The organism is Halomonas sp. KHS3 (assembly GCF_000830495.1).
Lineage (GTDB): Bacteria > Pseudomonadota > Gammaproteobacteria > Pseudomonadales > Halomonadaceae > Vreelandella > Vreelandella titanicae.
In genome coordinates, this window is record NZ_JWHY01000006.1 from 205,054 (window position 1) to 225,546 (window position 20,493).

A 20,493-nucleotide genomic window follows, 5' to 3' on the forward strand; every position below is an offset into this window, starting at 1 on the left:
TGCCCCGGCACACTGGCCGGGGCAACTGATCGCGGCTTATTGCTCGGTTTTACCATCGTAGCGACGCTGCCACTCGGCCAGCACGCGTTCGCGATTGACGGCAGCCCACTGGAAGTCGGCGTCGATCATGCGGTCAGTAATATCGGAGGGGTAGTTTTCAATCGGCTGTGCTACACCTGGGTAGGCCACCACTGCATAGCCTTCGTTATAGAGTTCGTTGGCCTCGCGGGAGATTGCCCAGTCCATCAGCGTTTGCGCGGCTTCCTGCTTGTCGGTACCGGCCATAATAGCGGCTGCCTCCATATCCCAGCCCAGCCCTTCTTCAGGGAAGATAACTTCAATAGGCGCACCCTGGGACTTCAAGCGCGCACCGCGGAAAGCAAATGACACGCCCACCACGGTTTCACCGGTGGCCGCCAGGCTGCAGGGAGCAGAGCCAGAATGAGTGTAACGGGCAATGTTGTTATGCAGGCGATCCATATAATCCCAGCCCTGATCCTCTTCCCATAGCTGCAGCCAGCTGGCCACATCCAGGTAGCCGGTACCCGACGAGTTGGGGTTAGGCATAATCACATGGCCTTCAAACTCTGGCTGGGTGAGATCTTCCCAAGAGGTCGGCATCGGCACGCCCTGGCGCTCGCCCTCAATGGTGTTGTAGCAAATAGCAGCGACCCAGGCGTCCATACCCACCCAAGCCGGGTCTTCACCATCACGATAGGCCACATCGACAAATTTGGGGTCGAGATTCTCAACGCCAGCGGGAGCGTAGCGCTCCAGCATGCCCTCCTCTTCCAACACCAGCAGGCTGGTAGCGGCCAGGCCCCAGATCACGTCAGCCTGGGGATTGTCTTTCTCGGCCAGCAGGCGGGCGGTAATCACGCCGGTGGAGTCGCGCACCCAGTTAATCTCGATATCCGGGTGCGCCGCGCTGAAGCGTTCGGCGTATTTTTGCAGGTCATCTGACTCAACGGCGGTATACACGGTTAATTCAGTGGCCTGGGCGTTTGAAGCAAGTGCAACGGCTGCGGCACCTGCAAGCAAGGTGGAGGGGAATAAACGGCGTGGCATCATGATGGTGGGCTCCTGGCTAATTGGTATAGACCAGAAGTCTGCAGGCTTTAAATGACACTGCGATGACGCTTGTTTGACCGTTTTTTTAACTGATGATGACCACGACTAGGTCGTTTCCGCTAGCGCTGACCGGATAGCTCCACACTGATACACAGCGAATCGTGCAGCCAGTGCTCTTCATCAAACTCAATAGGGCGCTGCTGGTCGTCTAAAATGGCACGGTTAATATTTAACCCGGCAGTGCCGGGCGCAACGAATAGCTCTTCGGCATCCATTGGCGAAAGCGCTTCTGAGACCATGCGAATAGAGCGATTGGCCAGGTAGTGCCCCCAGCGCTCGCGCAACAGCCCCCAAAGCGATTGCCCACTATAGATATCTAGCAACTCTGGGGCACGCTCGGGCACCACCCACAGCGACTCCACCAGCACCGCGCGGTCATCCACGTAGCGGCGGCGGCGAATATGCTGAAACGGCTGGTCATCCGGCAGATTCAGTGCCCGCGCGGCAGGCAGATGGGCACGGGTTTCCAGCTTCAATACTGCCGTGCGTGGCTGCCGCCCCTGTGCACGTACATAGTCGTTAAAGCCCGCGTCACGGGTGGGGTCGTAAACTAAACGGGCGGGAGAAATAAACCAGCCGCGCCGGTTGCTGCGGTGGATTAAGCCCTCCATTTCCAACTGTGAAAGCGCTTGGCGCAGGGTCACACGAGTGGTGGCAAAGCGCTCGGCCAATGACCGCTCTGCAGGGAGCTTTCCTTCCCACAGGGCAGCATTTTGGTCGATCAAGGTACGAAGCTTTTCGGTTAACTTTAGATAGTAGGCATCAGACATGCGCCGATTTTCCTGGCAGAGCATTAGGTGACGAAGCGCTTGAGGGCGCCCGCCAGTCTAAGCGCCGCCAACCTTCAACGCTAGCCACCTCAGCGAGTACTGGATCGGGATTGACCGCTACAGGGCAATCCACGTACTGCAACAGCGGGAGGTCGTTGCGGGAGTCTGAGTAGAAAGTAGTGTGGCTAGGGGTGAACTGCTGCTCGGCCAACCACTGTTTTAAGCGCAGCACCTTACCGCCACGATAAGAAAAAATACCCTCGCTGCCGCCGGTATAGCGCGCGTCTTCATTGATACCGTGCTCCACGCTTAGCTCTACCGCCAGCACGTGTTCAATACCCAGAGTGGTCGCTATCGGCTCGACCAGATGCCGTGACGAGGCGGAAATCAGTACCAGGGTATCGCCTGCCTGGCGGTGCGCTTCCAGACAGGCCCAAGCTTGTTCAAAAATACGCGGTTGCAGGTGCGTGGCAACAAAGCGCTCGACCTCTTTTTGCACATCTCTCACTCTGCGCCCTCGCAGCGGTGCTAGGGTCATGGCCAAATACTCTTCAAGCTTTAGCTTCCCCGCGTGATAGGCCTGGTGCATTTTCTCCGCCCGCGCCATAAACGCTTCGGCATCGCTGATCCAGCCTTGCTCTATCATCCATAAATTCCAGCGGTCGCTGCAGTCTCCGTCCAGGAGGGTGTCGTCAAGATCAAACAGGGCCAGGCGCATGGGAGCACTCCTTTCATCGCGGGTTGGCGGCGCGTAGGGTATGCCAAAGGTGATGACAGGACGATGACGCTAATAGAAGACGACGATGAGCAAACTAGAAGACTAAGTAGTTAACCACTGCGTCGCAAACTCATCGGCAGGCAGCGGGCGGCCAAACCAGTACCCTTGTGCCTCATTGCAACCCATTGCGGCAAGCAAATTCGCTTGGTCGCGCGTTTCAACGCCTTCCGCCACGGTTTTCATCTCTAGCGCTTTTGCCATGGCGATGATGGCCTGAACAATGGTGCGGTCATTTTTGTTTTCGAGCATTTCACGCACAAAGGAAATATCAATTTTCAGTGCGTCGGCAGCGAAGCGCCGTAGGTAGGAAAGCGAAGAATAGCCGGTGCCGAAATCATCGATAGAGAGAGCATAGCCCGCTTGTCGCATGGCGTGGGTGATCTCAACGGCCTGATCTGGGTCGCGCATAAAATCACTTTCAGTGAGCTCCAGGGCGATAGCGCTCGACGAAACGCCGGCGGTGAGTTGCGCAATGTGGTGGGTAAGCTCAGGATCGGCAAACTGTTGGGCGGAAATATTGATCGATAGCCTCCCTGGCAGCCCACCCTCAGGCTGCTCACGCCATGCCAGTAGCTGCCTTGCGGACTCTTCCAGCACCCAGTCTCCCAAGGCACGAATCAAACCGCGCTCTTCGGCCAGGGGAATAAACTCGCCGGGGCTCACCCAACCCCACTCGGCATCGTGCCAGCGGCACAGGGCTTCTGCACCGGTCAACTGACCACTGGTAAGGTTCACCTGGGGCTGAAAGTAGAGTTCTAACTTGTGTTCAGTAATTGCCGCGCTGAGTCGCTCGGTCATCTGTTGGCGTCGATGTAGCGCGTGGCGCATCGTTTGGGAGTAGGGGCAGATACTATTTTCGCGCCGCTTGGCGTGGTGGAGAGCAATGCTGGCAGCGTTAAATAGTTCGCCCGCCTCGCTCACATGCTGCGGATAATGAGCAAAACCGATGCTGACATCGAGGTGAAAGACACGCCGCTCCAGATGAAGCGGCGGCTTAACCACTAAGCGTAGCTGCTCCACAAGGCTGCCAATGTCACGAGGGGTGGTATCGGCCACCAGCAGGGCAAATTCATCCCCTGACAAACGCGCCAACGAGCCGTATGAGTGGCTGATCTTCGCTAAACGATCAGCCACTGTCACCAGCAGTTGATCGCCCACTTGGTGACCGTGCAGATCGTTGACCTCTTTAAAACGGCGGATATCCAATAACAGCAGTGAAAGCCCATGCTCGCCTTGCTGGGCTTCTTGCCACATTTGCGCTAGCAACTCCATAAAACGGACGCGGTTAGGTAAACCGGTGGTACTGTCGGTATAGGCTAACTGGTGCATGTGCCGATGGTCGCGCCGACGCTCAAGCTCTGCTGCAGCACCGGTCGAAAGAATTTGCAGCACAGAAGTGGCGAACGCATTGGTGGTCAGCGGCTGTCGATAAAATACCATCATCACGCCAATGGCCTCGCCGTTGGCATTATCCAAACGCCGCCCAATCCATGCTCTTGTGGGTAGCAGTGTGCCTGGTAATAACAGCGGCGAACCATCATGCATGACTGCTTCACGCTCCAACACTACCTGCTCGCTGGGCGAGCCTCGCAGCGCAAAGGTATGCTGTTCTCGCTGAGCCCCATCAACCACCATGCTGACAGTCGTCGCCTGCCCATAGACATTTTCATCGCCCTGGGGTGAAGTATGCAGCAACGCAATAAAGCCTGCATCGGCTTCCAGCACCTTGACCAAGGTCACAATCAACTGCTGAAAATAACCATCCCCGACTTGGGTCGTGACCGTAGAAGCCACTTGAACCACAGCGTTTTGCACCCGCTGCGACTCTTGCTGGTCGGTCACATCCGAGATAAACCCTTCCAAGCATACGATTTCGCCCGCCTCATCTATGACGGCCTGGCCTTGCTCCCACATCCACCGATAACCACCGTCGCGATGGCGCAGCTGGTAGATCACACGGTAAGGGCATCTGTTGGCAATGGCCGACTGTACCTCATGGAAGACCTTGTCCTGGTCATCAGGATGAATCAGGGCAGCAAAACTGATCAGCCGATTACCCTGTAATTCGTCAGGCCGGTACCCGGTCAGCGTTTCGGCCCCTTGGCTCACCAGTTGCATAGTCCAATTGCGGTCATTCAGGCAGCGATAGGCCATGCCCGGCAGATGGTTGAGCAGCGTATCCAAACGGCGTTCACTTTCCCGCGCGACCTCTTCGCTCTTTCTTAATGCCTGCTCTGCTTTTTGTCGGCACAGCTCTGCACCCGCCTGGGCGGCGGCGATTTGCAATATCTCATTGGCTAGATCGTCCAACTGCATGGGGGCGTTTTTGAGTACCGCTAACAAACCAACTAGCGAACCATCCGCCGCATAGAGCGCCCGCCCCAAATAACTCTCGGCACCCAGTTCACAAAGCAGTTTATCGTCAGGAAAGCGTGACTGAACATCATGGTCATAAAGGCAGATTTCGCGTCCTAACACAGTCTCGCAAGGGGTACCGGTCAGCGTGTAAGTAACATTGCTCAGCAAGTTGCCATTTGACCAAACGGCCAACGTCTCAGCCCGATGCAATTGAGTTACATCGGCGACTAACACATGATCAACGCCTAGTATCGTCGCTAAACGTTCCACCAACGTTGCATAAAAACGCGGGCTCCCACTGTGCCCTACGCCTTCTGCCAATTGGCGGAATATATCGGCCGCGTCGTTCTTTGTGTGCATTGTTGCACTCACTTTTTTTAATTCTGAAGCGGCTTGGGCGCCTGCCACTAACCTCATAAAGTATATATAGCGGCCTACAAAGCACAAACCGCTCTTTTCCAACTATAACAACGTCAACAGTAGCTGGATATATGGTAAAATTAGGTATCGCCTCATAATGGCTGGCGGCTACGCTACAAAGTGCGCAGGAGATAACGTGACTAATACATCGACCAAGGATGAAGCACTGTATGGAATGCTAACTGAAGCACTGCCTGGTTTTCTGATCAGCGATTTCCTCAAGTGCCAACGCTTACCTTCGCTTCCCTCAATCGCATTACGCATCCTCAGATTAACGCAATCGTCAAAAGCGACTATCAACGATGTTGCAGACACCATTGAACACGATCCAGCATTGACCACTCGGTTAATATCTCTCGCCAATAGCGTCCACCACACCCGCTCCGCCAATCCGACACAAACATGCCTGGAGGCTATCCAGCGACTAGGGCTAGATGCAACGTTAACGGTCGTGTTGAGCTTTAACCTTTTTCAGCACCCCAGTAAAGGGCCGCAGCATACTCATATTTGGCGACGGTCTATCATGTCTGCGCTGATAGCGCGCCAACTTGCTGAACAAGCGTGCCCTAAACAGGCAGATAATGCGTTTACAGCAGCGCTGCTACAGGATATTGGCATATTGGCACTGAGTGCGACTTACCCCGAGCAAGCAGACGAACTCTATAGTGATAGTGCTATCTCCCATACCCAGCTTATTGAGGAGGAGCAGCGTTACTTTGGTGGTGACCACACCGTTATTGGGGCATGGCTGGCAGCCAAATGGGGGCTCCCATCGGCGATGGTCAACACCATACGTTTTAGTCACGCCTGCTATCAAAGCGATAGCTTAATGGATATGTGTGTTCGTCTATCCGGCCCCACGGCGGATGCCTGCCTATCAAAAGCTCCTGAAGAACAGCTGGCCGCCCTGATAGCCGATATAAGCACGACAGCGGATGTGCCCTCTCTCTCATTTAAAAGCGTTCTACAAGAAGTTCAGCCCAAAATGGAGTTGATCGCTAAAACGCTGATGATTGACACCCCCGCGGCTATTGATCCCAAAGAGCTGCTTGAAAATGCTCAGCAGCTCTTGCTAAATCATACGCTTATACTCAATAGCCGTAGAGAAGCCCAACACAAAGCATTAACGATGTTGCGTAAAGGGTACAGCGACCCGGATGGATTCAACAAAAACATTGCTTTCAAAAAACTTAACCCCCAATCCCGCGCTAAATCTTAAACCTCTGGCCAGAACATGCATGCCATCAGGCGTTCCGGCCAGGGCGTTTTCTCTACTTCATGCTTAACCGTCTTTCTTTTATAAGCACCTCACCGAGTCATTGCCTCAGGTAGATAGAGAGCGATACCCGGAAAGATGTGCATTAAGGCAATCGCCAACAGCATGAGAAGAAAGAACGGCAGCGTGGCTTTGGTAATGGTCAGAATATCTTTACCGGTTAGCCCCTGAATCACGAACAGGTTGAAGCCCACCGGTGGGGTAATCTGGGACATCTCGACCACCACGACCAGATAAATACCGAACCAGATCAGGTCGAACCCAGCGGCGCTCACCAGCGGCATGATAATCGCGGTGACTAGCAGGATCAGCGAGATACCGTCGAGAAAACAGCCCATCACCAGCAGCAGCAAGGTAAGCGCAATCAGCAGCATGGTAGGTGAAAGCCCCATCTCACCAATCGCCTGCGCCAGCTTCATGGGCACCTGGGTAAAGCCCATGGCCGAGGTTAAAAACGACGCACCGGCAATAATAAAAGCGATCATGCAGGCGGTACGCACGGCGGCAAACAGCGAGCTTTTAAAAATGTCGCGATCAAAGTGACCGTTAAAGCGCGCAATCACGATTGACAATACCACACCGACTGCCGCGGCCTCAGTAGGCGACGCTAACCCGCCATAGATCGAAAAGATAATCCCGCCGATCAACAGCAGAATAGGTACCAGCGACCAGGTATTGCGCAGCTTTTCAGCAAAGCTCATACCGGATTCATCTTCGCCGGTAAGCCCTTCACGGTTGCCCTTGAGCAACGCCCACAAAATGAGGTAGCTCATAAACATGGCCAGGATCATCAGTCCCGGGCCAATACCGGCCATAAACAGCCTGGAGATCGACTGTTCGGTGACCACACCGTAAACGATGAGCACAATGGAGGGTGGAATCAAAAGTCCCAAAGTGGAGGCGCTGGCCAAGGTGCCAATCGCCATATTGCTGTCGTAACCCCGCCGCTCGAGCTCTGGCAGGGTCATTTTACCCACCGTGGCACAGGTGGCCGCCGAAGAGCCGCACACCGCCGCAAACATGCCGCTACCAATAATATTGGTATGCAGTAAACGTCCCGGCAGGCGGTTCAGCCAGGGCGACAGGCCACGAAACATATTGTCCGCAAGCCCAGAGCGAAACAGAATTTCCCCCATCCAGATAAACATCGGTAGCGCGGTGAGATCCCAACCGTAGCTGGCGCCCCAAAAATCGGAGGCTAAAATAGCGCCCGGCGAGAAAGAGCTGAAGAACTCTAGCGCTATCCAGGCAGTGCCGATTAGCGCAAAGGCGATCCACACCCCGCTCCCTAGCAGAACCACGAGGGTGAAAATGGTGGCGAGACTTAGTAGCAGCACAAGGATCTCTCCAATTTAAACGGCAGAAGCAGTGTTAACAGTGGTCCCGTTAACCGCTGCGTACTCAACACAGACGACGTACTCAACCAAGACATAGCTATCGTCACCATTTAGTGGCCCTCGCTTTCATCTGGGGCAGTCGCTTCACGAAAACTCGCAGGATCGCGAATGGCAATCCGTAGCGCCATAAACAGGGCTTCAGCCAGCGCCAAACAGAGCAGCCCTACGCTGGTCGCGAGCACAAGCTGGGGGATCCAGAGCGGAATCGACACAAAGCCTGAAGAGACATCGTTGTATTGCACGCTCTCCCTCGCCAACCCAATGAGGCCGTAACTGAGCATTAGGCTGATCGCCAGGGCGATGATGAGGCAAAACACTTCAAACCACACACGAATTGCCGGTGGTAGCCGGGTAATCAACAGCGTCACGCGAATATGGGCGTGATGCACAAAGGTGTAGGCCAACCCCAGAAAGGTCGCCCCCACCAATAGATAAGAAGCGATTTCCGAAACGCCGGTAATACTCATGCCCAGGCGGCTCAGCCCCACGAGCACCAGCAGGGCGTCTACCAGGCGGAAGGCCACCTGAAGCGCTATCAGCGTGCAAATGGCAACCATGCAGGCCGCCGCACCCCAAGCACCCAGGCGATAGAGCTTGTCGAATTTAAACGTCATGTTCGCAGCCTCACGAAGCACGCGGGAAAACGTACTTAGAAAACGTACTTAGGAAAAGCGCGTAGCAAAAGCAGGGGCAGCGCCAAAATCACCGCCCCTGCGGAAACCATCACGATAGAGCCTAGTTAAAAAGTATTTAGCTTAAACCGTGTTTAGGCTAAATAGCGCTTAGCTGTCGCGCTGCTCGCGATAGGATTCCAGTGCCTGTTTGGCTTCGTCGTCAGCACGCGACTGCCAATCTTCAAACAGTTTGTCACCGGCTGCCTGGAGTGCCTCTGAAACAGCTTCGTTAGGCTCTGAAACAGAGATACCGTTCTCTTGCAGAGCTTCTAAGCTCGCCTGATTATCTTCGCGGCTCATCTCCCAACCACGTTTTTCAGCCTCAGCGGCGGCTTCCATCAGAGCGTCCTGAGTCGCTTCATCCAGGCCATCAAAACTACGTTGGCTAATGAAGACGATATTTTTTGGCAGCCATAGGTTAGCGTCGGTGTAATCAGTCACGTAATCCCACGCCGCCATGGAGTTACCGGTAGAGCTTGAGGTGATCATGGCATCCACACGGCCAGTGCTAAACGCAGTGGGTATATCAGACTCTTCGGTTTCGGTGGGGCTACCGCCAAGGTTATCGACAAAGCGCTGGGTATTGATGTTAGGTGCACGAACGCGCAAGCCTTCAAACTGCTCAGGGTCAGTAAGAGGTTCAGAGGTATAGATACCTTGCGCAGGCCAAGCGACGGCGTAGAGCGGAATCAACCCTTCATAGGCAAACAGCTCGGTGATCATCGGCTTGGTGGCTTCCCACAGCGCGTAGGCGTCGTCATAGCTGCCGGCCACACCAGGCAGTGTATCCACTTCGAAAATGGGATCATCGTTGGAAAGAACGGAGAGGAATACTTCACCCGCATCAATCGTGCCACGGCGAACCGACGGCTTGATTTCACCATGCGATACCAACGAGCCGCCGCTATGTACGGTAATGGTTAACTCGCCATCGGTAGCTTCGGCCACGTCCTCAGCGAACTGCTTGTTGTTTTGGGTATGAAAGCTGGCATCACCGTAAGGCGTGGCCATGGTCCATTCCGCGGCATGAGCCGTCACCGTTAAACCGCAGGCGGTCGCCAGGAGCAATGAAGTCGTTATTGTCTTGCGCATCATAAGAACCCTCTTATTTCTATTAATAGTATGGTGCTAATAGTGTGTTGCTTCGGTGGTACCAGAGGAGGCACTGGCAGTAACCCAGCGCCCGGAGAAAAGTGTTGTTGTCATATCGGCACGGCGCGCCTGAGCATAGCTGCAGGCACACTGCTGAGCCAAGCGTGCCACGCCACGACAAAAGCGCGGGTGGTTAGCGTTGCGCCATATCACATCATAGTGCATGGCCGGTAACGGCACCGGTAGCGAGAGACGGTAGAGCTCCCCTCGCTGCCACTCATCCAGCACAGTGGCGACAGGCAGCGCGCCAATCCCCAACCCTTCGGTGGTCATTCGTACAATGGTCATTAGTGTGCTGACGCTATGGATACGAGGATTAGCGATTCCCTGCTCTGCCAAATAACTCACTAACTCTGCATAGGGACGAGCCTGCTTACCAAATGAAATAAACGGCAACTGCTTGCCCCAAGTGTCGGCACTTTCGCCCAGTTGCTTGACGTGCCGCGGAGAGACAAACATGCCCATTTCATAAGGGCTCAAGGACTCGTACTCGATCTGCTTTTGCGGTGAATAGCCATTCATCGCCAATACAATATCCAGTTCGTTGCCCAGTAGCCGCTCATTGAGCACCGGCGAGTAATCGACCGTCAGTTCAATGGTCAAACGCGGATACCGCTCGGTTAAACGGCGCATAAATTCGGGAAACCAGCTATGGGCGATGGTTTCAATCGTGCCGAGCCGCAATGGTGCAGAAAACGCCTCTTCGTCATCGAAAAGCTTCATCGCTTCATCACGCTGGTGCAGCATCCGCTCAGCGTGCACAAAGAACTCGCGGCCCCGCATAGTAGGCTGAATAGGCCTGGCGGCACGCTCCAGCAGCAACTCTCCTACCGTGGTTTCCAAACGCGAAATACGTTCAGAAACAGAGGGCTGAGTAAGGTGCAGGCGGGTCGCCGCCTTACGGAAGGAGCCGAGCCTCACTGCCCATACGAACGCCTCAAGTTCCTTAAAATCGAGCATAGTGACTCGCCTACAAATATGACTTACTGGAGTAAAAACACTGCTGTGCTGATACGCAAAGAGACCGGCGGAGTGCTACGGCTCATGACGACCTGATAGCTATGCAACTTGAAGACCACTACGCAACTTTAAGACCACTATGCAACTTTAAGACCAATCCCAGCAGCGCTATGTCACCAACGTTATTATCACGCCCCGCTCCTAATGTGATAAGCGTATCGTGCCCAAGCGTCAACCCTTTTTCCAATAAATAACAATATGATAGAAGCGCCCGATAGTTAGTATCGTCAAAAACGATTGGCACTGGGCAAGCCATGTTCATATATTGGTGGTGGACTACAATTCAGCGCTAACCAATCAAGCGCACCCACTGCATCGACATAGGAGTCGCTATGGCCATCCCCCTGCTTAATTGCGATATGGGCGAAAGTTTCGGCAACTGGCACCTCGGCCTGGATGCCGATGCGATGCCTTTCGTTGACTGCGCCAACATCGCCTGCGGCTTCCATGCCTCCGACCCCCATGTCATGCGCCGCACCGTCAAACTAGCGGTTCAAAATGGCGTCCGCATTGGCGCGCACCCGGGTTATCCGGATTTGATGGGCTTTGGTCGCCGCTCAATGGCCTGCTCGCCGGAAGAAGCGGAAGATATGGTGCTCTACCAAGTGGGGGCTTTGGCGGGCATCTGCCAAGCGGAAGGCACCCAACTGAGCTACATCAAACCTCATGGTGCGCTGTACAACGATATGGCCGCCAACCCGGCGCTGCTCGAAGGCGTCATGCGCGCAGTACGTGCTTATGATGCCAGCCTGCCGTTAATGATTATGTCCACCGCCGACCCCGAACCACATCGCGAGCTGGCCGCCCAAATAGGCATTACCCTCTGGTTCGAGACCTTTGCCGACCGCGCTTATGATGGCAACGGCCACTTGGCCTCACGACGCCTGCCTAACGCCGTGCACCACGACCAGAACACCATCGTCAATCAAGCGGTAATGCTGGCCAAAGGCGAGCCGCTCACCGCACTTGATGGTACGCCGCTGCAGTTAGCCTGCGATACGCTCTGCGTTCATGGCGATAATCCCGAGTCAGTGGCCGCCGTACGCGCTATTCGCGAGGCCTTTCAGGCGCTGGAGCCGGTGTGAAACCCAATATTGAAATGCGCATTGAAACCGCCGCCATGGACGCCCTGATGGTGCGACTGTTCGACACCATCGATGAATCCAACATGGCCTGGGTAATTGGCGCCGACCAAGCGTTGCGCAATGCTTTCGGCTCTGCGCTTATTGATCTAGTACCCTCTTACACCACGCTGCTAGTCCATTACGACTGCCAACAGCTAAATCACGCCGAGGCTCTCACACTGATTAACCAGGCGCTTTCTGGCCTCAAACCTGTCGATACCCAGGCGGGTGAGCTACACGATATTCCCGTGTGGTACGACGAAAGCGTGGGCCCCGAACTGCCTCTAGTCGCCAAGCGTGCAGGTTTAAGCGTCGACGAACTCATTAGGCAGCACTGCAACCACGACTACTGCGTGTTCGCACTGGGGTTTGCCCCCGGTTACGGCTTTATGGGCTTGGTAGACGAATCTCTCGCGACGCCGCGCTTGAAAACMCCCCGCCGCAAAGTCGCCGCAGGTAGCGTGGGCATTGCTGATCGCCAAACCGCGATTTATCCGCTGCTTTCGCCGGGCGGCTGGAACATTCTGGGTCGCACCAACGTGCCGCTATTCGAGCATGCCAAACGTGGCGAGCCACTGTTTCGCCCCGGCGACAAGGTGCGCTTTAGAGCCATCTCCCGCGAAGAGTTTGAAGCCGACGGTGGCGATACCACGCCCATGGAGGAGCGCCCATGAGTCACACCGCCATAAATGAAACACAAAAGGGGCTGGTGGTTAAACAGGCGGGGCCGCTGGCGCTTATCCAAGATGCCGGTCGATTTGGCGTCGGCCACTTAGGCGTTACTCAGGGCGGCGCCGCCGACTGGATCTCTTTTCGCTGGGCTAACTGGCTGCTGGGCAACGCTTTAAACAGCGCCGCGCTGGAAATCGTCATGGGCGGCGGCTTGAGTTTTGAAACCGAACGTGAAGTGCGTCTGGCGTTGACCGGCGCCGATCTAGACGCCCAATTGAATGGCAAGCCACTCGCCCCCAATACCAGCTTTAAGCTACAGCCCGGCCAGCGCCTGGAGTTTCGCCAGCCGCGCCAGGGCCTGCGCGCCTATCTCGCTTTTCCTGGTGGATTGAATGCGCCGGAGGTGCTGGGCAGCCGCGCCTGCACTGCCCGCGAGCAGTTAGGGGGGTTACATGAAGATGGCAAACCGCTAAACATGGGCGACCGGTTAACCTGGAAAGGCGCCGCCCCAGCGGTACGCCGCGTCCCTGAAAGCCAGGGCCCGTGCATGCCTGCGTCTGGCTGCCGCTTACCCATCGTGCTCGGCTCGCAAATTGCCTCCTTCAGTGGCTATGCACTGTTCCAGGCGTTCAACCAACCCTGGACAGTGGATAATCGCGCCGACCGGATGGGCGTACGCCTCACCGGCCCAGCCCTACACGGCTCACTCAAGGGCATTATTTCCGAAGGCATTCCCCTGGGAGCAGTTCAAGTACCGCCGGACGGCCAGCCAATCGTGCTGATGAATGACCGCCAGTCAATCGGCGGCTACCCGCGCCTAGGCGCCCTCACCCCCACCGCCTGCGCCACGCTGGCCCAGTGTTTGCCCGGCACCGAAGTGTGGCTAACGCCGGTCAGCGCCAGCCAAGCACAGGATGATTATCGTAATCAGCGAACGGTTTGGCGCTAAATTAAAAAAGCCCCGAACCAGGGGCTTTGTCAGTATCTCTTGCCGCATGCGCGTTAGTTTCTAGCCATCTGCAGTTCCTTAACGACGATATCGCCATCAATGACGATGGGCTCATCGTCCAGGAAGAGCGAGCAGTTGCGCATGGGAATATCCAGATGACAGGCGGTATCGTTAGACCCGCCCAATTCGCTGTTAGGGCCGGTGGAGAACATGACGTTGCCATAAAAGCTGCGCGGCTCCATCCCCATGCCGCCCGGGAACTCCCCCGGCACCATGCGGTGCCATTTGGCATTAGGGTTCATGCCCCAGCCCACATGGCTCATGCCCATGCCGCGCGGGTCGTTAAAGTTATCCATATAAGACTTCACTAGCTCCGCATCCAGCCCACCGCGTATGTCGGTAATCCAGCCCTTTTCAATGGTGTAGGTAATGGGCTCTCTGACATACATGTTCTGGGGGAGCAGAATATCGCCCGGCGCCACCACAATGGTGCCATCAACGCCATCGTCATCACCGCCGGTGAACACAAAGCCAGAGGGCCAGTGATCCCAACGCCCCGGTTCGTCGGTACAGGCATATTCAGCAACCGTCTCATAAGTATTCAGTTGGTAGGTGACATCAGTGCCGTGGGGCGAGGTGATGCGCATCACTTTGGCTTTTTCCAGCAGCGCGGCGGCCAGTTCAACCTTTTCCCTTAGCTCCTTGGTGGGCAACATTCTGGCCAGCAGTTCTGGCGGTTCAACCGCCGTCAGTATGCGCGTACCCGCGGCTTGGATCGCCATTTGTTCGGGAGAGAACAGCAGGAAAATACAATCGATCAACATGTCGCAGTTTTTAAGCGCTTCCACCGCATCGGGCATGCTAGCAAGCCCCGTTGCTCCCACGGCCCAGCCACCGGTAGGTAACGGCGCGGGTAACCGCATGTGGTACATATTGGCGCCTAAACGCTGCCCCGCCGCCATAAAGGCATCCGCATAATCAAGGCGTTCGCTGCCCTGGGTCAGTACGACGAGTTTTTCGCCTTCATGTACGCCGGACATTTTTAGCTGATGGAGGCAAATTTCGGCAAAGCTTGCGTGATCCATAAAGTCTCCTAACTCCCCAGGCGAAAGCACAGCTATTGCGTACTGGGAAGTGTTAGCTGAGAGCGCTCGTGCTCGCCTTTGGGCACACCAAACGCTCTATGGTGTTATCGGTTCAAAGCTGAACGTCAATTAGGCAGCCGCCTCTTTCGTCGCTTGATCGGTGGTAGTACGGCGCTTTTTACCCAGCTCTTCCGCGATGGCGGTAAAGAAGGCGTCCGAAGAGGCTTGATGAGGCTTGGTCATAAGGCTAACGCCAACAAACAGCACACTAGCGACCACAATGCCCCAAACGCCGGCGGGCAGGCCCAGCAATGAATTACCAGTGGCATACATCAGCAGTACAAAGGCGCTGGTGCCCACCACGCTTACCAGTGCACCGACGCCAGTACCGCGCTTCCAATAGAAGGCACCGATAAGGGCGGGCACCATGGCTACCAGACCAGAGGAAGCAGCCACCGACAGCACCGCAATAAGATCAAGCTGCAGCTCGGCAAAGGCCAGCGCCATCAGTGCAATCACCGGCACCACGAACTTGCCCACCAGCAGTTGGCGCTTTTCACTGACGTTTGGTTTAACGTTCGCATAGACGTCGCGGGAGACCATGGACGCCAGGGTCAGCATGATCGAATCGATAGTAGAGACCGCGGCCGCCATGATGCCGATCATCACGATCACCCCTAATACTGGCGGAACAAACTCCGAGGCCAGCAGCGTGGGCGTGGCTAAATCTGCACTTGCAAGACTTGGGAAAGCAGCTAAGGCAGAGAAACCCCACAGTACGGAGACCATGGTGTAGATAAAACCAAACACCAGGAAGCCAATCAGCATGTGGCGCATGGAGCGCAGCGAGGAGGGCATAAACAGGCGTTGACTGACCTGTGGGTTGGAGATACTAAAGAAGAACCAGGGAATGGTGAGCCCCAGGAAAGTGACAAAGCTGAACAGGCCAGGGCCAGGCACCGTGAGTGACTGCGGATGTTCCGTTGCCAGCGTATCGAATAGTGCGCCGAAACCACCCAAGCCCTGGATCACCAGGAAGGCCACCAGGGTTGAGGCAACAATCATCATGATGGCCTGGAGCGAGTCGGTCCACATCACCGAACGAATCCCCGCGATATAGGAGAAGAAGATGGCGATCACCGTGGCCAGCACCACCCCGGTAGTAAAGGTAATCGCGCCATCAGTAATCCCCTGCAACAGGTAACCGACACCCGCGAGCTGAACGGCCGAGTAGGGAATCAGGAAGATACAACTGGCAATCGAGACAGCCATGGCCACATGTTTGCTGTTGTAGCGGTGGCCCAGCATCTCGCTGGGCGTCACATAGCCGAACTTCTTGCCGACTGCCCAGAATTTGGGACCGAAAACAGCCACCAGAGAGACACCGGCGAAATAGATGATTTCAAAACCGAGCGCGCCAACGCCGCCGGCATAGGTAAGACCTGCCAAGCCCACCATCATAAAGGCACTGTAGGTAGTGGCACTGTAGCTCAGCGCCGAGACAAAGCCGTTCATTTGTCGGTTACCCAGGAAGTATCCCGACATACTTTCGGAAGGGCCTTGGCGAGACATAATCGCAATGCCAATAGCGATCAATAAGTAGATGGCAATGGACCACCAGATGAGTGACTCAGTCATTGCTGTGCTCCTCAAAATCTTTAGTGATAAACACATTCAGCGCAATGATGACCAGCCCTGCCAACATCCAGAACAGGAAGCTGCCGTACCAAAACGCGACCCCGCTCAAGAGGGTGTAAGGCACCAGGTAGCTCAGCAGGACGACTGCCCATACTAGCCATATCCATTTACTGCGTTTCATAATCCACCTCGTTTTATTACGTCAGGGAGTAGAGTGAGTGTTGTTGTGGTGAGGCTGGCGTATATCTGCGATACGTTGTTTTACTTTTTGCCAAGGCGCTTTCTCTGGGGCAAAACGCGCTCGGAGATAGGTCGTCAAATCAGCGACCTGGGTATTACTAAAGCTGTCGGCAAAGCCTGGCATGCTACCAATACCGGGAACGTGTTCGGCGTGGACACCCCCCAAAATTGACTGAATAACGTTATCGGGATGATCGCTGTGTAAATTGGTATTCAGCGCCAGATTAGTGCCCGCCCTCGAAAAGGTAGGAACGCCAGAATCGACATGGCACGCCGCACAGGCGCCCTCGAAGAGCCGCTCCCCTGCCTCCATTTCTGTTGAGCTAACAGCTGCACTGGTCACGCGCTGCGTAGCGTCTGCCACGGCCGCATCGCTATTACTTGTGGGCGCCTGCATCTGGGCGGCCACATAGTGGGCAATAGCCCGCACATCGTATTCAGGCAGCTCAGCCAGCCCCGCTACCACCGGGGCCATAGGGCCAGAGGCAACGCCGTGAAGCTCAGATTCACCGTGGCGCAGATAGTCGTAAAGCGATGTTTCACTCCACGGGATGGGCGCACGCGACAGCGTATTAAGCGGTGGTGCTTCCCAATCATCTACAAAGGCACCGGCAAAATACGCCTCACCGCTTTTCTCAGCCCCCATGGCATTGCGGGGGCTATGGCAGGCGCTGCAGTGGCCTAACCCTTCGGCAAGGTAGGCTCCCCGGTTATACAGTTCGCTCTGCATGGGGTCTGGCTGGAACGGCTTGGGATCGTGATAAAGCGCGTTCCAGCCCGCCATTAAGGCGCGCACACTGAAGGGGAAAGAGAGTTCATTCGATGGCTTTTCAGCGGCGACGGCTGGCTGGGCCATTAAGTAGGCGTAAAGCGCCTGTAAATCGGCATCACTGGTCTTGGCAAATGCCGTATAGGGGAACGCGGGATAAAGGTGGCTGCCATCACGGCTAATACCCTGGCGCATGGCGCGCTCAAAGGCTGCGTAAGACCACTGGCCAATCCCCGTCGCCTCATCCGGCGTAATGTTAGTGCTGTAGAGCGTCCCGAAAGGTGTCTCAAAGCCACGCCCACCGGCATTGGTCACGCCACCTTCTGTGGTATGACACGCCGCGCAGTCGCCTGCAGCCGCAACGAGTCGCCCACGCTCAATGGTCTCGGCGGAATAGAGGTTGCCAGCTGGCCTGGCAATCGGTGCAATCGCCCCTTTCCAAGGCCATGCCATGGCAACAGTGCCCGCAATAGTGGTAAACGCTGCGGCGGCTAACCAGCGCCGTTTCGTTGACCGCGGCGGTTTCAATTCAGATGGGCGCCCTGCCTCCTCGGTGGACGAAGCTTCGAGTGCCTGGCGCACACGCTTGGCGGTAAACGGTGGTTGGCGAAAACGCAGGCCAGTGGCATCAAAAAGCGCATTGGCTATTACCGCAACACCCGGCGATAGCTCCGCCCCGGTTAATACGTCTTCACCAACGGTTTGATTAACACCTCCCTCAACAGGGCTCGGCGAAGAAGCGGTGGTTGGTAATCCTGCTGAATATTCACTTTTAGTCAGCGCACGACTGCCGTCACCCCACTCGTCGAAACTGGGCGCTTGCCCCAAAAGGGGGCGCGCCTCGCCCAATACCCGGGCCTGTAGCGTTTGCTGAAGGCGATCAGTATCCACATCTGGGCCAGCGTCCTGCCCTACCACCAAACGGGTAAGCTGGACATCGCCGGTAACACGATTAACCTCCACATCGGCAATCCAGGCAGAGCGCACTCCCGATTCCACGCGTTGTTCGCGGTCAGGTAGTTGGGAGTAGGCAAAACCCCGCCCGCGCAATAGATCCTGGGGTAAAGAGTCCGCGGATGGATTGAACGCCCTTTGCCACTCGGCCCGTTTAGCAACGGACTCAATCAGTTCAATACCACGCGCATCGTCAAGATGTCGAAGCCGCAGCGCGACAGGGTCTTGGTCACTCTCGCGGGCAACCTCATCTAAAAAAGATTCCCGAGCGAACGTCTGCTGTATACCCATCAAGGTGGAATTGGTGGAGAGCGAGTCTAGCTGGGAGCGTGCGGCAAGGTATTGGTCGCGAAATACATAGGGCGAGAACGGCGTTGTGTCTTGCTCGCCGGCGGTGGCCTCAGCGCTAGACGTTGTTATCGCGGCCCTACCACTTAACAACAACCCTACGGCAGCCACCTCACCAGTGAGATTGGCCTGCTGATAGTGATAACGGGCTATCTCACCACTACTGGCAATATCCGCGTTTAGGCTAATTTGCTGCGCTTGGCCCAATGCCTGAACATCCTTGGCGTAGCGGGCATCGAGCCAAACGGCTACCGGGCCGCCCACCGCCCGCGACATCAACGCCGCATCCACGGCAGCATCGTCACCGCAATGGCGACCCAGCCCTGAGGCCTGATTTGATGCATGTTTACCATCGGCGCTGTAAAGCTCAATCTGGCTAATATCCAGCGCGGTTAACCGGCTTAGATCCTGTTTAAGCGCCGCTGGGGTGACGGTTTGCCCCCACACACTCAATTGTTGGTCGCGACAATCGACAATTACCCAGCTGGGATGATTGCCCCAGCGCATGCGACTCGGCCAGCCATACGCATGTTTCGAATGTGTGTACGACTGGCCAGGCCTTACAAGAGGCGAATCAGAGGGCGCTTGATCGCTTTCAGGCGCTTTTTCGGGCGTCTGGTGAACAGCCTGCCACTCAACCTTCAGCTGTTTAGCAGCATCGGTCGCCAAGGCCAAACTATCGGCAACCACCCCCACAAAATTCCCTTCCACCACGACTTCAATAGATCCAGATAGTGAGGCAATGCTGCTGCTATCGACGCCAACTAAGCGATCACTCTCGAAACGCTCACCATTCCACCGGTAGTAAGGTGGACGCACGACGACACCAAAACGTGCCTTCGCTAGCAGCGCGGGGATGCCGGCCTGTTTTTGCTGGCCATGGAGCATCGACCCTTCACTCATGAGAAGCCTCCTGCAACGCGGCCGCGTTAAGAACCACAGCCCGCTCCGCTGCCTGGAGAATTTCAACATGGGTGCCACATCGGCAGAGGTTATGCTCTAAAGCGGTGCGAATCTGCTGCGCAGAGGGTTGGGTATTATGATTTAGCAGCGCACGAACAGTGATGATCATACCGTTCAAACAGTAGCCACACTGGGCTGCCTGAGCATCGATAAAGGCTTGTTGTACAGGGTCAAGCTCACCGCCCTGGGAAAGACCATCAAGGGTGGTGACCTCATGACCAACGGCAGCAGACACGGGCAGCACGCAGGTGCGTGCTGCCATGCCATCAATCAATACACTGCATGCCCCGCACTCACCCAAACCACAGCCATACTTGGGCCCATTGAGCGCCAGGTCGTTACGCAACACATTGAGCAATGGTGTCTGCGGCGGCACGGCCAGCTCATATTCTTGCCCATTGATAGTTAGCTTTAGCGTCATAGGGGATCATCATCGTTATTGTTAAGCCCGCACTCTTGCTCTGGATAGGGCTTGGATATGACTTAGATGTTACTAATAAATACTGCCTGCCAAACACGCTTCGTAGCACCTTAAACCAGCCTATTTTCATCTACTTTTCACATGCGGCCAATCGACTTGCACCAGCTAAGTGCAGAGCTAATACCTATCGAGCATTAAAGGTGCGTACGCTATAAAAATAAGCCTAATAAACGTATAGCACTCTATGGATGCGTTTTTCAAGTTTTTGCATAAAACCAAAAAAACGACTATTAATTCATTAAATTCATATATTTATTTAAAAATACCACCCTATTTTCGTTAAAAAATAATTTC

General features: G+C 55.5%; 17 protein-coding genes. 4 read left to right on the forward strand and 13 right to left on the reverse strand.

Features of this window, described 5'->3' with window-relative positions:
• Positions 1 to 36 precede the first annotated feature (36 nt).
• The 4 genes from RO22_RS15800 to RO22_RS15815 form a co-directional block, all read right to left on the reverse strand.
• The gene (locus tag RO22_RS15800) at positions 37 to 1,071 is read right to left on the reverse strand and encodes a putative 2-aminoethylphosphonate ABC transporter substrate-binding protein (RefSeq protein WP_041158782.1); all 1,035 of its coding nucleotides are present in this window, start codon (positions 1,069 to 1,071) and stop codon (positions 37 to 39) included.
• 119 nt (positions 1,072 to 1,190) lie between these two features.
• Complete coding sequence (locus RO22_RS15805; RefSeq protein WP_052475658.1) at positions 1,191 to 1,901, reverse strand: UTRA domain-containing protein; 711 nt, start codon at positions 1,899 to 1,901, stop codon at positions 1,191 to 1,193.
• A complete protein-coding gene (locus tag RO22_RS15810; protein WP_022521550.1) occupies positions 1,894 to 2,619 on the reverse strand; it encodes an HAD family hydrolase in 726 nt (241 codons plus the stop codon). The genes RO22_RS15805 and RO22_RS15810 overlap by 8 nt, the downstream gene beginning before the upstream one ends.
• Positions 2,620 to 2,721: 102 nt before the next feature.
• Positions 2,722 to 5,397: an EAL domain-containing protein gene (locus RO22_RS15815; RefSeq protein WP_039857934.1), complete on the reverse strand. Its 2,676-nt coding sequence runs from the start codon at positions 5,395 to 5,397 to the stop codon at positions 2,722 to 2,724.
• A 196-nt stretch (positions 5,398 to 5,593) separates the two neighbouring features.
• On the opposite strand from RO22_RS15815, the gene RO22_RS15820 reads away from it, so the two are divergent.
• Positions 5,594 to 6,676 (forward strand): HDOD domain-containing protein, encoded by a 1,083-nt coding sequence (locus tag RO22_RS15820; RefSeq protein ID WP_235270521.1) that lies wholly within the window; start codon positions 5,594 to 5,596, stop codon positions 6,674 to 6,676.
• A gap of 89 nt (positions 6,677 to 6,765) precedes the next feature.
• On the opposite strand, the gene RO22_RS15825 is transcribed toward RO22_RS15820, so the two are convergent.
• From RO22_RS15825 to RO22_RS15840, 4 genes are all read right to left on the reverse strand, one after another.
• The gene (locus RO22_RS15825) at positions 6,766 to 8,070 is read right to left on the reverse strand and encodes a TRAP transporter large permease (protein ID WP_009286009.1); all 1,305 of its coding nucleotides are present in this window, start codon (positions 8,068 to 8,070) and stop codon (positions 6,766 to 6,768) included.
• Between the two features lie 110 nt (positions 8,071 to 8,180).
• Complete coding sequence (locus RO22_RS15830) at positions 8,181 to 8,744, reverse strand: TRAP transporter small permease (protein WP_041158785.1); 564 nt, start codon at positions 8,742 to 8,744, stop codon at positions 8,181 to 8,183.
• Between the two features lie 168 nt (positions 8,745 to 8,912).
• Positions 8,913 to 9,896, reverse strand: coding sequence for a TRAP transporter substrate-binding protein (locus RO22_RS15835; RefSeq protein WP_027957166.1), 984 nt, complete (start codon positions 9,894 to 9,896; stop codon positions 8,913 to 8,915).
• Between the two features lie 36 nt (positions 9,897 to 9,932).
• The gene (locus RO22_RS15840) at positions 9,933 to 10,916 is read right to left on the reverse strand and encodes a LysR family transcriptional regulator (protein ID WP_009286012.1); all 984 of its coding nucleotides are present in this window, start codon (positions 10,914 to 10,916) and stop codon (positions 9,933 to 9,935) included.
• Between the two features lie 392 nt (positions 10,917 to 11,308).
• Here RO22_RS15840 and RO22_RS15845 point away from each other — a divergent pair, with 392 nt between their 5' ends.
• The 3 genes from RO22_RS15845 to RO22_RS15855 are packed head-to-tail and all read left to right on the forward strand — an operon-like array spanning position 11,309 to position 13,721.
• A complete protein-coding gene (locus tag RO22_RS15845) occupies positions 11,309 to 12,061 on the forward strand; it encodes a 5-oxoprolinase subunit PxpA (RefSeq protein ID WP_041158786.1) in 753 nt (250 codons plus the stop codon).
• Positions 12,062 to 12,069: 8 nt separating this feature from the next.
• The gene (gene pxpB / locus RO22_RS15850) at positions 12,070 to 12,774 is read left to right on the forward strand and encodes a 5-oxoprolinase subunit PxpB (protein ID WP_041158813.1); all 705 of its coding nucleotides are present in this window, start codon (positions 12,070 to 12,072) and stop codon (positions 12,772 to 12,774) included.
• Complete coding sequence (locus tag RO22_RS15855; RefSeq protein WP_052475659.1) at positions 12,771 to 13,721, forward strand: biotin-dependent carboxyltransferase family protein; 951 nt, start codon at positions 12,771 to 12,773, stop codon at positions 13,719 to 13,721. Before pxpB ends, RO22_RS15855 begins: the two co-directional genes overlap by 4 nt.
• A gap of 53 nt (positions 13,722 to 13,774) precedes the next feature.
• On the opposite strand, the gene RO22_RS15860 is transcribed toward RO22_RS15855, so the two are convergent.
• The 5 genes from RO22_RS15860 to RO22_RS15880 form a co-directional block, all read right to left on the reverse strand.
• A complete protein-coding gene (locus RO22_RS15860) occupies positions 13,775 to 14,806 on the reverse strand; it encodes a leucyl aminopeptidase (protein ID WP_041158787.1) in 1,032 nt (343 codons plus the stop codon).
• A gap of 129 nt (positions 14,807 to 14,935) precedes the next feature.
• Entirely contained in the window at positions 14,936 to 16,444 is a 1,509-nt protein-coding gene (locus tag RO22_RS15865; protein ID WP_052475660.1) for a sodium:solute symporter family protein, read from the reverse strand.
• Entirely contained in the window at positions 16,437 to 16,625 is a 189-nt protein-coding gene (locus RO22_RS15870; protein ID WP_035581314.1) for a hypothetical protein, read from the reverse strand. Before RO22_RS15870 ends, RO22_RS15865 begins: the two co-directional genes overlap by 8 nt.
• Positions 16,626 to 16,646: 21 nt before the next feature.
• The gene (locus tag RO22_RS15875; RefSeq protein WP_235270522.1) at positions 16,647 to 19,658 is read right to left on the reverse strand and encodes a c-type cytochrome; all 3,012 of its coding nucleotides are present in this window, start codon (positions 19,656 to 19,658) and stop codon (positions 16,647 to 16,649) included.
• Positions 19,651 to 20,139 (reverse strand): (2Fe-2S)-binding protein, encoded by a 489-nt coding sequence (locus RO22_RS15880; RefSeq protein WP_041158789.1) that lies wholly within the window; start codon positions 20,137 to 20,139, stop codon positions 19,651 to 19,653. Before RO22_RS15880 ends, RO22_RS15875 begins: the two co-directional genes overlap by 8 nt.
• Positions 20,140 to 20,493 lie beyond the last annotated feature (354 nt).

Bases quoted from the DNA above. Each gene is read 5' to 3' on its own strand.
- RO22_RS15800 (WP_041158782.1), bottom strand. From the start codon at position 1,071: ATGATGCCACGCCGTTTATTCCCCTCCACCTTGCTTGCAGGTGCCGCA.
- RO22_RS15805 (WP_052475658.1), bottom strand. From the start codon at position 1,901: ATGTCTGATGCCTACTATCTAAAGTTAACCGAAAAGCTTCGTACCTTG.
- RO22_RS15810 (WP_022521550.1), bottom strand. From the start codon at position 2,619: ATGCGCCTGGCCCTGTTTGATCTTGACGACACCCTCCTGGACGGAGAC.
- RO22_RS15815 (WP_039857934.1), bottom strand. From the start codon at position 5,397: ATGCACACAAAGAACGACGCGGCCGATATATTCCGCCAATTGGCAGAA.
- RO22_RS15830 (WP_041158785.1), bottom strand. From the start codon at position 8,744: ATGACGTTTAAATTCGACAAGCTCTATCGCCTGGGTGCTTGGGGTGCG.
- RO22_RS15835 (WP_027957166.1), bottom strand. From the start codon at position 9,896: ATGCGCAAGACAATAACGACTTCATTGCTCCTGGCGACCGCCTGCGGT.
- RO22_RS15840 (WP_009286012.1), bottom strand. From the start codon at position 10,916: ATGCTCGATTTTAAGGAACTTGAGGCGTTCGTATGGGCAGTGAGGCTC.
- RO22_RS15845 (WP_041158786.1), top strand. From the start codon at position 11,309: ATGGCCATCCCCCTGCTTAATTGCGATATGGGCGAAAGTTTCGGCAAC.
- RO22_RS15855 (WP_052475659.1), top strand. From the start codon at position 12,771: ATGAGTCACACCGCCATAAATGAAACACAAAAGGGGCTGGTGGTTAAA.
- RO22_RS15860 (WP_041158787.1), bottom strand. From the start codon at position 14,806: ATGGATCACGCAAGCTTTGCCGAAATTTGCCTCCATCAGCTAAAAATG.
- RO22_RS15865 (WP_052475660.1), bottom strand. From the start codon at position 16,444: ATGACTGAGTCACTCATCTGGTGGTCCATTGCCATCTACTTATTGATC.
- RO22_RS15870 (WP_035581314.1), bottom strand. From the start codon at position 16,625: ATGAAACGCAGTAAATGGATATGGCTAGTATGGGCAGTCGTCCTGCTG.
- RO22_RS15875 (WP_235270522.1), bottom strand. From the start codon at position 19,658: ATGAGTGAAGGGTCGATGCTCCATGGCCAGCAAAAACAGGCCGGCATC.
- RO22_RS15880 (WP_041158789.1), bottom strand. From the start codon at position 20,139: ATGACGCTAAAGCTAACTATCAATGGGCAAGAATATGAGCTGGCCGTG.